This window comes from Rhodococcus sp. APC 3903 (assembly GCF_030407755.1).
Taxonomy (GTDB): Bacteria; Actinomycetota; Actinomycetes; order Mycobacteriales; family Mycobacteriaceae; genus Rhodococcus_F; species Rhodococcus_F erythropolis.
Genome location: NZ_JASDCV010000013.1, coordinates 89724 through 102639, shown reverse-complemented (window position 1 = coordinate 102639; position 12916 = coordinate 89724). Strand labels below are relative to the sequence as shown.

12 protein-coding genes and 1 pseudogene are annotated in these 12916 nt (G+C 61.3%); 7 read left to right on the top strand and 6 right to left on the bottom strand.

Features of this window, described 5'->3' with window-relative positions; genetic code table 11:
• Positions 1-225 precede the first annotated feature (225 nt).
• Positions 226-1047, top strand: coding sequence for an HAD-IIB family hydrolase (locus QMA15_RS19480; protein ID WP_279163026.1), 822 nt, complete (start codon positions 226-228; stop codon positions 1045-1047).
• Here QMA15_RS19480 and QMA15_RS19475 read toward each other — a convergent pair.
• A pseudogene (locus tag QMA15_RS19475) lies at positions 1047-1253 on the bottom strand (lipid-transfer protein); the annotation flags it as partial. The gene QMA15_RS19480 and the pseudogene QMA15_RS19475 overlap by 1 nt on opposite strands.
• Before the next feature lie 307 nt (positions 1254-1560).
• Here QMA15_RS19475 and QMA15_RS19470 point away from each other — a divergent pair.
• Positions 1561-2787 (top strand): MFS transporter, encoded by a 1227-nt coding sequence (locus tag QMA15_RS19470; protein WP_279163025.1) that lies wholly within the window; start codon positions 1561-1563, stop codon positions 2785-2787.
• Positions 2788-2905: 118 nt separating this feature from the next.
• Positions 2906-3397: a DUF6301 family protein gene (locus QMA15_RS19465; protein ID WP_200314496.1), complete on the top strand. Its 492-nt coding sequence runs from the start codon at positions 2906-2908 to the stop codon at positions 3395-3397.
• Positions 3398-3638: 241 nt separating this feature from the next.
• Here the strand turns inward: QMA15_RS19465 and QMA15_RS32800 are convergent, their stop codons facing one another.
• The 3 genes from QMA15_RS32800 to QMA15_RS19455 form a co-directional block, all read right to left on the bottom strand.
• The gene (locus QMA15_RS32800; protein ID WP_356701624.1) at positions 3639-4136 is read right to left on the bottom strand and encodes a DUF6301 family protein; all 498 of its coding nucleotides are present in this window, start codon (positions 4134-4136) and stop codon (positions 3639-3641) included.
• A 6-nt stretch (positions 4137-4142) separates the two neighbouring features.
• The gene (locus QMA15_RS19460) at positions 4143-5273 is read right to left on the bottom strand and encodes a lipase family protein (RefSeq protein WP_279163024.1); all 1131 of its coding nucleotides are present in this window, start codon (positions 5271-5273) and stop codon (positions 4143-4145) included.
• A gap of 351 nt (positions 5274-5624) precedes the next feature.
• The gene (locus tag QMA15_RS19455) at positions 5625-6035 is read right to left on the bottom strand and encodes a hypothetical protein (protein ID WP_019746764.1); all 411 of its coding nucleotides are present in this window, start codon (positions 6033-6035) and stop codon (positions 5625-5627) included.
• Between the two features lie 138 nt (positions 6036-6173).
• Here QMA15_RS19455 and QMA15_RS19450 point away from each other — a divergent pair, with 138 nt between their 5' ends.
• The gene (locus QMA15_RS19450) at positions 6174-6650 is read left to right on the top strand and encodes a DUF5956 family protein (protein WP_134932037.1); all 477 of its coding nucleotides are present in this window, start codon (positions 6174-6176) and stop codon (positions 6648-6650) included.
• Positions 6651-6857: 207 nt separating this feature from the next.
• Here the strand turns inward: QMA15_RS19450 and QMA15_RS19445 are convergent, their stop codons facing one another.
• Together QMA15_RS19445 and QMA15_RS19440 are read right to left on the bottom strand one after the other, a co-directional pair.
• Positions 6858-7553, bottom strand: coding sequence for a hypothetical protein (locus QMA15_RS19445; RefSeq protein WP_290285963.1), 696 nt, complete (start codon positions 7551-7553; stop codon positions 6858-6860).
• Between the two features lie 1301 nt (positions 7554-8854).
• Positions 8855-9190, bottom strand: coding sequence for a hypothetical protein (locus tag QMA15_RS19440; protein ID WP_192804668.1), 336 nt, complete (start codon positions 9188-9190; stop codon positions 8855-8857).
• A gap of 211 nt (positions 9191-9401) precedes the next feature.
• Between QMA15_RS19440 and QMA15_RS19435 the strand changes: the two genes are divergently transcribed.
• From QMA15_RS19435 to proC, 3 genes are all read left to right on the top strand, one after another.
• Entirely contained in the window at positions 9402-9989 is a 588-nt protein-coding gene (locus QMA15_RS19435) for a TetR/AcrR family transcriptional regulator (RefSeq protein ID WP_341464786.1), read from the top strand.
• Positions 9986-11422 carry an MFS transporter gene (locus QMA15_RS19430; RefSeq protein ID WP_151531558.1) on the top strand — a complete coding sequence of 479 codons (1437 nt, stop codon included), beginning with the start codon at positions 9986-9988 and terminating at the stop codon, positions 11420-11422. Before QMA15_RS19435 ends, QMA15_RS19430 begins: the two co-directional genes overlap by 4 nt.
• A 521-nt stretch (positions 11423-11943) precedes the next feature.
• Complete coding sequence (proC, locus tag QMA15_RS19425; RefSeq protein ID WP_037133959.1) at positions 11944-12747, top strand: pyrroline-5-carboxylate reductase; 804 nt, start codon at positions 11944-11946, stop codon at positions 12745-12747.
• The last annotated feature ends 169 nt before the right edge of the window (positions 12748-12916 follow it).

Sequence of the window (12916 nt, the reverse complement as noted above, 5' to 3'; positions counted from 1 at the left end):
GACCGCAGCTCAGGAACCACCGTCCATCCTCGGTGGTGTCGAATCCTTCTGTGAGGGAGCGGAATGCGATGCCGCGCCCGCTGAGTGTGTGGACGGTGCCGATGACGTGGCGGACACTGCTTCTGTTTGGGCGACGAATACCGATTCGAGTATGTTGCACCCGAACCGACCTACACACGGTCTACCGATGAATTTTGTCGAGTTGACACTATCGAAGGATGACCCTTGGTTTTCGAATCCGGCCACCCGATGATGATTGCCCTCGACATTGACGGCACCCTGCACGTCGCGGAGGACACGAATCCGCTCGCGCACAAAACGATCAGCATCGCAGTGAGATCGGCTGTGCGGGCCGCTGTTCGATCCGGAGCCCACGTCGTGCTGTGCACCGGCAGACTCGCCCCCGCCACACGACCGTTCCTACTCGAGCTCGACATCATGACGGGGTTCGCGATCTGCTCCAACGGGGCCGTGCTGATCGATGCCGCAACCGGGAAAATCGCGGAGCAAGTGGTCTTCGATTTACGCACTCCCATCGCGGCACTACGCGAACAACTACCCGGCGCGATCTTCGTAGCCGAGAACCCGGGCATCGGGGTCAGAGCAACCGGCCGTGTCGACGACGCGGATATGCACCACGGCGAGGTCGAGCTGGTCGATATCGACGAACTTGCGACCACGCCGACCACTCGACTAGCGATCCACTGGCCTGGACGCAGTGGGCAGGAGCTGACCGAAATCTTGTCTACTCTCGACCTCCCCGGCATTCGAAGCCTGTGCTACGAAGACGAACCACTGGCCGACTTGACCGCAGCCGGCGTATGCAAGGCTGCGATGCTGGAAAGGCTGCGCATCGAGCTGGGCGTCGCCGCAACACGGACCCTAGCCGTCGGTGACGGCATCAACGATCTGGAAATGCTGGACTGGGCAGCTCACGGCGTGGCCATGGGTCACGCACCCGCTTCCGTGCTTGCCGCAGCCGACCAGATCTGCCCACCAGGCACCGAGGACGGTCTTGCCACCGCATTGTCGACATGGTTCCGATAGAACATCTGGGCTGTGCGCGGCGCGTCGTGGACGCCTTGGATCTCGGTCATCAGATCGTCGAAACGGAACATCGGCGCTGGGCGGTCGTCCCAGACCCGCTTGAGTGCGCCGGGTTTCATCTGCTCGAAGCCGACAGTCAATGCGCATTCGACGGTGCCGCTGGCGACGGCTTGGCGTGCGAGGAAAAGGGCCGAAGATCCTGTGGCGCCCTGACATCCAGCGGTGGAACATGCCTTGGACGTAGTGGGTGAAGCACTCATTCTCGTACCCGTCGTGTTCTTCAGTGCGGGGTATCACGAAAATGCGTGTGGGAGCGCCTGTTTCGGTCATGGTTATGCCTTCCTGCGAGTCGGTAGAGTCGCTCCCTTGTCGCCATGTCGAGTACTTCTGTCAACTTCGCAATGCCAAACAACAGTCTCGGGTTCAGCACCATATCGGGAGTGCTCGACTACAGTCCCCTTCATGGGACGGACCTGCGGAGTCGGACATGTGGCGGCATCGTGAGTAGAAGCGATGAGTGAGGTTTCTCCGGCCGTCAATCGTTCATCATTTCGCCGCTTCCTCACGGCCGCGGTGATCAGTTCGGCCGGCTCGTCGGTGACAGCGGTGGCGATGCCCATTTTGGTAGTGCAGCTTCTAGACGCGACGCCCTTCGAAGTCGGTATGGTGAACGCGGCTCAGTTGATTCCTTATGCGGTGCTCGGGTTGTTCGCGGGGGTTTACGTCGATCGTTGGCGGCGCAAGCCAATCCTCGTGTGGGCCAGCGTCGGTCGAGCGGTAGCACTCGGCACTGTTCCGCTTCTGTGGCTCGCCGGCCTTCTGCACATCTGGGTCCTGGTCATCGTGTTGCTGTTGTTCGGCTCCTTCTCGGTGTTCGGCTTCGCTGCGATGCAGTCCTTGTTACCCCGACTGGTTCCACGCAGCCAACTGGTGAAAGCAAACGCTCGACTCGACCAAGCCGACGCAGCAGCAACGACATTGGGGCCAACGGTCGGAGGCGCACTCGTAGGCCTGCTCGGCGCTCCCGTGGTGATTGCCGTCGACGCAATCAGCTATTTCGCTGATGCCGCACTCAATTCCGGTCTCGACGTAGACGAGCCGCGACCCGCTTCTCGCTCCCGCAACCTGATGAACGAAATGCGTGAGGGTCTGAGATTCACCTACCGCCACCGCACTCTCAACCCGCTCGCAATATCGACACACGTGTGGTTCCTCGCCAACGGAGCCGCGTTGACTGTGCTGTCTCTCTTCGCCCTCCGCTCACTCGGGTTCAGCGCCTACACATACGGCCTGCTTCTGACGACGTTCGGTGTCGCAAGCCTCCTCGGAGCGTCCAGTGCACATGCGATCGGCACGCGCATCGGACCAGGACGAACGGTCATCCTCGCCCGCTCGCTGTATCCCCTCACCTGGCTTCTCGTTACCTTCGCGACCGACACACTTGTTGGCCATCTCCTGCTTTTCGCAGCTCTTGGCCTGCAGGGCTTGGCGGCAGGCGCGGAGAACGCGAACGAGATGGGCTATTGGCAAGCGCTCACTCCGGATGAGCTTCTCGGGCGCGTGAATGCCGCCCGGCGTTCCGTCAACCGCACCATGGCCGCCCTCGGTGCCGTGACAGCAGGCCTGTTGGTCGGCGCGATCGGCGAAGGCCCCACCCTGATCGGCGTCACCATCGTGTTCGCCATCGCGGCAGGCACATTGGCGTCCTCGCCGCTGCGACACTCGGCGCGGGATCTCTGACCTCAGCGTTCAGCGCAGCTCTACCTCCGCGGCGGCCGAGTTCTCTGACAGCGTGTAATTCCTAGGAGCGTCCGTTCCAGGTGCAGGTCATGTTGACACTCGCAGATAGCATCCACGCATGCACGTCGACATCGAGGGCGCCGCCCGCATTGCCCGCCTCGCCGCAGAATTCGACTGGACCTGGGCCGTCGACGATCTGGAACCCTTCTGCGCACAGGCTGGATGGGAGGTCGTTGAATTGGATCAAACCGGCGCCTCGATGCGGACCGGCCTCCGTGTTGGTCAGCCCGAATCGATAATGTTCGGGCGTAACCGTTCGATGCGCTACATCTCAATCTTCGTCTCGGACGTGGCAGATGACGCTACGCCCATGACAGTGGTGCGCCCGCTGCTGGTCGAAGGGTTCACGAACCTCGATGTGGCATTTACCGCACTCCTGGGGACAGCCACGAGCGCCAAACCCGAACCAAAGGCAGCTCTCAGATGGGACCTGCCGAAAGCGGTCATCACACTGAACCGGGGTGTCAGTGCGATCCACCTGCGTCTGAAGAGTCCGGAATATCAAGCATGGATGGATGAGCCTGAACCGGAGTACGAGGACGAGGACTAGCGACCTAGGCCATCTCCTGACCAGGCTCAGTCGAATTCTTTCGCCAGGAACAATATTTCAGCAGAACGGTCAAAGTCGGTACGCCTGGTCGCATCGCACTGTGGCTGGAATGGATCGATGCTGTCGACGGCCTCCGACCAGTCGAATTCTTCCTGAAGACCGGCGAGACGGGGCGGTGCACACGTATGCGCGGATAGGGTGGCTGTAGCGATATTTCCGTGCTACACCTCCTCGTCGGGCTCTAATTGACGATGTACTCGTCGATTTGGTCTTCATCTGCTCGGTATTGAGGGCTTGCAATGTTCACGAAGTTGTCCCGCTTCCCCCGATAGGCAGTGACCACCACGGTAGACAGGTCCCACCGCATGCTGTCCTCCCCACGACGAGGAGGTAGCCCAAGCTCAGTCGACAATCGATCAGTCAGTCCGTTGAACCACACCCCTGGCAGCCCGCTGGATTCAGCTTCCTGTGTACCCAAGCGATCCGTAACGTCGAAGTCGATCGCCTGGACGCTGTACGTGTCTAGACCCGCGGTCCCCCAAGGACCTGCGATATTGAGGTCAATGGTTATTGACGCGCCTCGCTCCCGATGTTCGGTGACGGTCCAACCTGCGGCGAGGGCAAGAGCCTCGACGCCATAGCTGCAACGCTCGGCTTCGGCAGATCCTCGGTCATCCGCGCACTCCTGACGGTGCTGAGAAGATGAAAAGTGGGTCGGACAAGCTCTCACGAAACGCATGATCACCTACGGTTGGACGAGGTTCCGGACGAAGGAGAGGCTTTCGGGGAGCGCTGCCCGCATCGTCTCGATATGACCGGTCGGATATGTGCGGAATGTAACTGGCTGGCGGTTGGCGGCGAGTTCGGCCGCGAGTTTCAAAGCCAGCGGTGCCGGCACCATCTCGTCCGTCAGCCCCTGCCCGAGGAACACTGGCCGGTCGTACCCGGTCGTCGGGATCTCCAGCATGCCGCGAGCAGCAGCCAGCACCGCGGGATCGTCGAGGGGCCGGTTCACCAGATCGCCGATCGTGACGTCGCCGAGGCCCGATGCCATGTCCTGGTAGCAGTCGGTTTCGGCTCGGGTCAGGGCATCCGTGCCGCGTGGTGTCAGGTAGCGATCGATGTCGAGATCGGGTCGCGCCGCCCGGAGTCCGGCCAAGAGGTACGAGACGAACACGGTGCTGCCGGTCAGTGGCAAGCGGGGAAAGTCCGGCCCCACGAGTGGTGCAAGGTTCTCCAGATTGGACGGCGCCCCGGTCGCGACCGCGCCCCGGTAGTCCAATTCGGGTGCGTACCGTGTGGCGATCGCTGCCGTGACCATAGCGGCCTGCCCGCCCTGAGACTGTCCGAGTGCCAACCACCGCGGTGAGAGCGACGGTTCGACCGCACGCGCGGCACGCACCATGTCGATCACGCTGTGCGCCGCCGACGGTCCGTCCAGGTACGCGTGGATTCCCGGCGTGCCGAGCCCCACGTAGTCGGTCGCGACGATCGCGTAGCCCTGCGAGAGCCAGTTCGTGAGGTACGGACTGCCGACGGTCCCGGTCACGGTGGGAGCGCACTGGTCGGAAATACCTACAGTGCCGTGAGCCCACGAGATGACCGGCCAGCCGCCTTCGGGTGGATCGCCGGGGGGCAGGAAGAGCGCGCCCGTACTCAACGCGGGCTGGTTCAGCGGTCCCGTGGACCAGTACGTGAGCTTTGATGCGTTGGCGGCGCCGGGAATCCAGAAGGAGTGCGGCAGGGAAGTTGCCGCGGTCACTGCGCCCGGCGTCGTGATTGACGACGGTTCCTGCGCGTGGACGGGCGCGGTCGAAACGGCCGCGGAGGCGAGCGCGATCACCATCAATGCTTGGCCGAGCCGTCGTCGGATCATTGCACCGCTCCCCGGGTTCATCCGCGTGTACGCCGACTACCATTCTGCGCGATCCGGAGGTGTCGGTATACCGGTTCGACTATCTTCGGGTGCCGCTCCTGCAGTCGAGGGGCCAGCGGACTGTGCGCGACGAAGAACTTCAAGCCGAGGTCAGCCGTGTGCATACCGAGAATTATTCGGTCTACGGTGCACACAAGGTGTGGCTGGAAGTGCGTAGTGAGGGCATTGATGTGGCACGGTGCACGATTGATGGGTGTCTTCGGGCTCGAATGCGCACGAAGAGGCATGACCAAGCGCACCGCCATCGCCGATCCACAAGGACATCGCGCGGACGATCTGGTGCAGTGAGGTTCAACCCTGTGACGCCAAAAATGTTGTGGGTGAGCGCTTCAAGTGTTCGGCGACTCGGCCTGAGAGGAGTGAGTATTCATAATCGAGCCGCGTCCAACCCGTCGGACGCGGAACATAGACACCACCGATCACGCTCTCCTGCACCGAAAATTGTTCACGCGTGAGATCAATCTCCGACCCGTCTGGTAACCGGTTCCACCAGTGAAAGTCCACTCGTTCACCTCGAACGTGCACCTCGCCGCGAACCAGGTCACCACCGAAATAGTCGTGCACCACCACCGCAGTAGTCGCACATTGCCCGCGCGCGGGATTCTCCTCCGACCAATCCCCGATGTCTTCTGGAGCGCACGTATCGGGTCCCCATGCAGCGTTCAGTGCTTCGGTCACGCGGACCAAGGAGACGGAATCCATCGACGAAAACTACCATGCAACGTGAACGGCATTTCCTTAGGGAATTCAACTCTGGCAGAGAACAATTGCATCCGTTGCACCTTGCTGCGTCTGCTCCCTTAATGCCGAAATCACAGCTCGCGCACGATAATGGACGACATGGCGCAGTACTGGAGCGAGTATCCATTGTCCGAGGTCGACGGTCAGGTGCCCAGTGCCCTGCCTGTGGGTCGCTACGTCAGCGTCATTTCGAATGGACACGGAGCGCTGACCGCGTGGGTTGCGGGGCCAAGCAGGTGCTACAGGACACCGCATCCGGCATCCGCGCACCCGCCCGTACGGGTTACTCGCGGTGACCCGAGCAGGGAACCCGAGGAAGTCTGGTTCGAGCCATACACCGAAGAAGACCTGCGGATGGTCAACGACGACGTCAACTCCTACCTCGCGGAGGCCGGAGTCCGGTTGCAACCCCGGGGGTACAAATGGCACGTGCTGGTGCCTGAAAGCGTTCGCGATGGCGAAGAACTGGAATACGCGCTGCGTGAGAAGAACCAATACATCGAACCGGCCGAAGTCCTAAGAGCAATAGAGCGATTGTACGAATCACTGGTCAGCCAGATACCGCCGACTTCCTGACCAGTCTCGCCGGTCTACGGTCTCAGCCAGACCAAATCTGTTGCACGATCATCCACAGCCACTCACGGACAGGCTGAGGAAACGGGCTCCAGTACAACCACCAATTGTCCACAACGAACCTTCCTCAATTGTGCTGTTGCACTGAATCAGTGACGACCCGGCGGGTTGACTGGCGGATGTGGAGTATTCGAAACGTGCAGTGTTCCTTCACAGCAATTGCGGTAACTCGAATTCGATCGTTGTCGGAGCCAGGCCGAACTCGGGATATGACACGGTGATCCACAAGGGCCCCTGAGGGGGCGGGCTGAGAAAGTATTCGCCGCCGGTGGTGATGCCGAACAGGTTCTCGGCGATACCACGCCATGAACGGCCACTGTACAACCACGGCTCATTCGGGTCGTCGGGGTAGTCGCCGGGGTGGGTCGAGTTCGCGAGAATCGGCCCGGTGATGGTGTCGACAATGAGTCGAATTCTGTGCGGTTCACCGGGTTTGATCCGGGATCCGAAATTCATCTGCTCGTTGCTCGGCTGGGCGAGGGAGGGCATCTCCTCGGGCGTGGGTTCGTGCGTTACGACATGGAATGCGAGCCCAGTACGAAATAGCTGCAGGTTGGTCAACCGGAGATCGAGGCTGGGGTCGGCGGGGAACGGTAGGGATATGTCGTATGAAGCGCGAAGGTTGGAATCGGCTTGCGGGAGTCGCCGCCAGTCGGGGAGATCTCGGCTACGAATCAGTTGTTCGGTACGAGATCGTTCAGGACGGTTCAGGGCATCGAGCTTCTCCCTCAGTACCGGGTCCGGAATTTGTTCGCCAGCCAGCCGCAAGACCTGACCACTGCGCAGTACGTGCGCATCCCACTGCGGAGTGGACCGTACGTAGGCGAAATTAATACGTTCCGACATCTTGTGATCCTCTCGCCGCCGGGTGTTACAAGATCGTATTCCGCCGCCGACCGGCTGCAGACTCAGCCAGACCAAATCTGTTCCACAATCATCCTTTACGTTGGAGGACCATGGAAGGATGCTGAGATGCGTACGTTGATCGCAGCGGGGGCTGCAACCTTCTTGATTGGTGGTCTTATCTGCGTTGGCTTCGTGCTTTGGTGGCTCGGACAACCGACCCATTGCTCTTCGTACGCACCTCTGACATCGCAGATCACGGATCCGACCAACTTACCTACGATCTCCCTCTGCCCTGGCAGTGATGAGAGCCCGACGCTGTATCTCATCGTCGGGCCACTCGCCAGCGCTGCGGTCGGAGCGCTCACTGGGTTCGTTGTCTGGCGCAGCGGAGTTCAGTTGTCGCGCACCCGGTAATTTTTACCCTTCTCACTACCGACCTCGCGGCCTTGTGCTGAAGCGGCATGTGCTTCACCAACCCAAATTCACCACGTATGGAAGCGATACCGCAGGTTGTCGACTCGATGCGCTCGGCGACGACCTCGACGAACTGCTGTCCTATCTAGACGCCTGATCCGAGGCGATCGTCGATGCCAACTCCTATCCCAAGCGGATTTCCGGGATCTACTACCTCGGCGGTGGCCCGCACGGTTCCGGGTTGACCATCGATATCGCAGCTGATCTGTACGAGGGCAGGGCGTGAATAATGGCCGTAACCCATTCTCAGCTAGGCCAAATCTGTTGCACGATCATCCACAGCCACTCACGGACAGGCTGAGGAAACGGGCTCCAGTACAACCACCAATTGTCCACAACGAACCTTCCTCAATTGTGCTGTTGCACTGAATCAGTGACGACCCGGCGGGTTGACTGGCGGATGTGCAGTATTCGAAACATGCACTATTCCCTAGACGGACCGATCAGGGACTCACTCGTCGAACACAAATGGGCACCACGGCCGCCTGTCAGTTCGCGACAATCACGTCCTCACCGATTCCCGTGGTAATGGAATACGAAAGCGTCAGTCTGACCATCGATTTCGACGAACCAACTAAGCGAGACCCCTCGCTGACGGGGAGCCCGACGGAAGATGCTGCCTTCTACGACCGACCCCGGGCGCGGTGCACCGAGTGGACCGTGTCGATAACTGTTCGCTGAACGACGTCCGGGTCGATCACCTCATCGTCGGGCCCGATCTGTGACGGCTGAAAACTCGTCAGAGCGAACGGTAGGCGGATCATCACCGGCTGGGGTTCAGGAATCGCACCCGGTTGTCGCTGAAGTCGACATCGGGTGCAAGCGCGTCAGGTGCGAATTGCCTGCTCGATATCGGCGAAGAGCCGAACCACGTCAGGGTCCGCGAATGGGACGAGTTGCGTGAACAGAACGCCCGCCGTCGCTCCGTCCGTGTCCACCCAGTAGTAGCAGTTCGCGCCGCCTGGCCAGGCCACTGTCCCGACCGGGCGGTCCTGCGGTGTGCGCTCCTCGTTACGCATACCCAGCAATGACCACGACACCGAAGTGCCTGGTAGCAGATCAATGTCGTGTGATGTTGTGGGATTGACCGATGCTGCCCGCCCGAACACCATTGAATGGCTCTGCTGCGCTGCGGTCAGCATTTCCGAGTCAAGGAGCCTCACTCCGTTAAGGATCCCTCCGGCGCCCAACATCCGCAGGAACGTCAAGAAAGGCGATGAACTGCCCGGCCTTTGGGCATACCGCTGCCGCGTCAGGTCCGCATTTCCCTCCCCGATTGGCGGCGTCGACAACGGGAGTGTTCCGTCACATATCTACCATCAAATTCGAATTTTTGTTAGTAGTTAGTGACTACTAACTACTACTCTCGGCGGGGTGAGTAAACGTGAAGTCAAGCGAATGACCGCCCAGCAGCGACGCGAACAGCTGCTCGCTCTGGCAGCCGAGGAGTTCGCCGCGGGTGGCCTGCACGGCGCGTCGATGGAATCACTCGCCCATCGCGCGGGAATCTCGCAGGCCTACATCTTTCGGCTGTTCGGCACCAAGAAGGAACTGTTCCTCCAAGTCGTCCAGCGTGCGTTCACGCACCTCATCGACGGAATGGACCGTACAGCGGCAGACACCACAGGACCCGAGTCGGTTGCCGTGATGGGCGAGTACTACAACAACAGCACCCTGTCGAACCGCACCGAGTTGCTGGTACAACTGCAAGCCTTCGCCTCATGCGGTGACCGCGAGGTTCGCGATGTGGTGCGCAATCACATGTCCGGAATGTGGACGGCGACAGCCGATCACACGGGTATGCCTCCGGTGGCGGTGAAAAGTTTCCTCGCCTACGGCATGTTGCTCAACGTCGCCGCGGCGCTGGACATCGACGACCTCGACACCGAGTGGGCGCGCGGCATCCGCACCCGCATCCATGCCGGACTGTTCGATCATCTGGCCGAGGAGAACAACCAATGAACGCCTCCACAACTCCCGAGACACACCCCAGCGGAACCGCCAAGCGCGGCGACACCAACATGGTGGCGGCACTGGTCTTCATCGCATTGGTGGTCGCAGCAATCGGAAGCTTGGGAGCGCCCCTCATCACCTCCGTAGCCGAGGACTACGACGTTTCACTGTCCACTGCTCAATGGACGTTGACCATCACACTGCTGACAGGCGCTGTCGCCACCCCGCTTCTCGGCCGCCTCGGCGCCGCCCACCGGCGGCGAAAAGTCGTCCTCTCCACTCTGACCGTCGTGGCGCTGGGCAGCGTGGCGACCGTCGTGCCCGCACCGTTCGTCGTGCTCCTGCTCGGTCGGGCAGCACAGGGGATCGGATTGGGCCTGACTGCACTGATGATGGCCACCGCCCGCCAACACCTCCGGGACCGCGCAGAGGGCACGATCGCAATGCTGTCCGTGGCCTCCACCGTCGGCATCGGCGTGGGATACCCCATCGCGAGCTTGTTGGTCCAAGTTTGGGGCGTCCGCGCGGCATACCTACTCGGTGTCGTGGTCGCAGTCGCCGCGCTGATCACCGCCGTCGTTGCACTCCCAGCTGACAGTACGGCCGCACCGGACAAGGAGTCGGTGGACTGGTGGGGAGCGTCCCTTCTCTCCGTCGGTCTTGTTGCGGTGCTTGTAGTTACGAGCCAGTCGAGCTGGTGGTCGAGCAGGCCGATGGTAGTCGTATCGGTCCTCCTCGGCGGGGCAGCGGTGTTGGCCGTGTGGGTCGCCGTCGAGCGGAAAGTGGCGCATCCGCTGGTGGATCTGACCGCGCTGCGGCACCCGGCGGTCGCTGGCGCCAACCTGATAATGTTCGTCTCCGGTATCGCCATGTACTTGCTCTTCACCCTGATCACCCGCTTCGTTCAGACTCCCCCGGAGGTCGGCTACGGTTACGGGCTCAACGAGGTCGAGGCGGGCTTGGTGCTGGTCCCGTTCTCCGCGTTGGGTTTCGTCGCAGGACGTGTAGTGCCCAAGGCGCGCCGCAAGGTCAGCCCATTTGGTCTACTCATCGCCAACGGTGTCGTTATCGCCCTCGCGTGTGTCCTGTTCGCCACCGTCCGCGACATGGGCGTGGCGTGGCCGATCGCGATCATGGGGTTGTTGGGCTTCGGTGTCGGAGGCTTCTCCGCCGTGATGCCCCAGGTGATCCTGGCAGTTACACCCTCCGAAGAGACCGCGGCCGCGATGAGCGTCAACCAGGTTGTGCGTTCGGTCGGCTTCTCCATCGGTAGTGCCGCCAGTGGTGTGATCTTGGCCGCGCACACAGTGACCGGTTCCTTTTCCCCAACCAACTCGGGCTACTCGACCGCAGCGTGGACCGCATGCGCTCTGGCACTCCTCACCATCGTGCTCGCTGCTGGAATCAATGCCTCTCGGAACAACCGGCCACCGTCGCAGTGAAGAACCGAAGAAGCAACACAGTGACCGCCGGGAGATAGCATCGCGCTCGCCGCACTTCCGACGAAGTCTTCTTCACCGATCCGCCGTTTTGGCCATCGCGAAGAGAAATGAACTCCCGAAACTCTGCTGTCCACGGCGCTGTAGCGCGTTCGGCGTCCTTGTCAGAAAGCGATCGCAGCGCACGCACCTCGGCGGCCGTGTTCGGTGCCTTCTGGTGAAGAATTTGCACAAACGCAAACCATTCGTCAGTGAGACTCGTTGCCGGTGAAGGGTGTCCGGCACGTCAAAACTTCCTCGTGAACCTTCTTCAAGCAGTCTGCTGTACCGACTCAGCGACGACCCGGCAGGTTGACTGGCGGTGTGCAGTATCTGGAACGTGCACTATCTCCACATGCCCGTGAAATCGGTTCCACACCAATCGAATAGCTTGTTCGTTGAGAATCCACGACATTCAAAGCCGTTACACAATGCCGCCACAACACCACCCAACTGACCGTCGGCAGACCGCTATGCTCGGCGCCATGGTGATCTCGGTACTGGGTGCAGGAATGATCGGCGAAGCCCTCATGTCGGGCCTGCTGCGCGGTGGACACAAGCCCGAAGATCTCCTGTTCACCACGCGTCGAGCCGACCACGCACAACAGCTGACCGCCAAGTACGGCGTGAAAGCCGTCGAGACACGGGCGGCCGTCGAACGAGCGGATGTGCTGGTCGTAGCCGTGAAACCGCAAGACATCCACGTGACGCTCGAAGAGCTGAGCATCGCAATGACAGCCCACAAGCTCCTTGTGACCGTGTGCGCCGGCCTGCCCACTGCACTGTTCGAACACCGCCTCGGCGACGTTCCGGTCGTCCGGGCCATGCCGAACACCCCCATGATGGTGGGCGAAGCGATGAGTGTTCTCGCCGCCGGCCGGCACGCCACCGCCGAGCATGTAGCCACCGTCAAGACCATGTTCGAGCACGTCGGGGAGGTCATCGAACTGGCCGAGCCACAGTTGGACGCCGTCACAGCACTGTCCGGGTCAGGGCCGGCGTACTTTTTCTACCTCGTCGAAGCGATGGTCGACGCCGGGATCCGGCTCGGTCTGCCGCGAGCGATCGCCGAAAAGCTGATCATTCAGTCGGCCGTAGGTTCGGCAAAGATGCTCGCTGAGTCAGACGACAATCCGAGCAGTCTGCGCGAAGCGGTCACTTCGCCCGGAGGAACGACGATCAGCGCGATCCGCGAACTGGAGAATCGTGGAGTTCACACCGCCGTGCTCGCGGCGATCGCCGCCGCTCACAATAGAGCCGCAGAGCTAGGTAAACAGCACGACAACTGAACGTCCCCCACCGCCAAATTGCCGCAGTGACCGCGAGTTCGCCCAGGCCGAAGCCACCCATCTGGGACAGAGCGAGTGCGCTAGCGGCATCTGGTCCACAAGTACGGCAGTTCATTGAACCGACGGTTCCTGCGCGGTGGCGCATAGCTCGCACAGTGAGGACCGAACT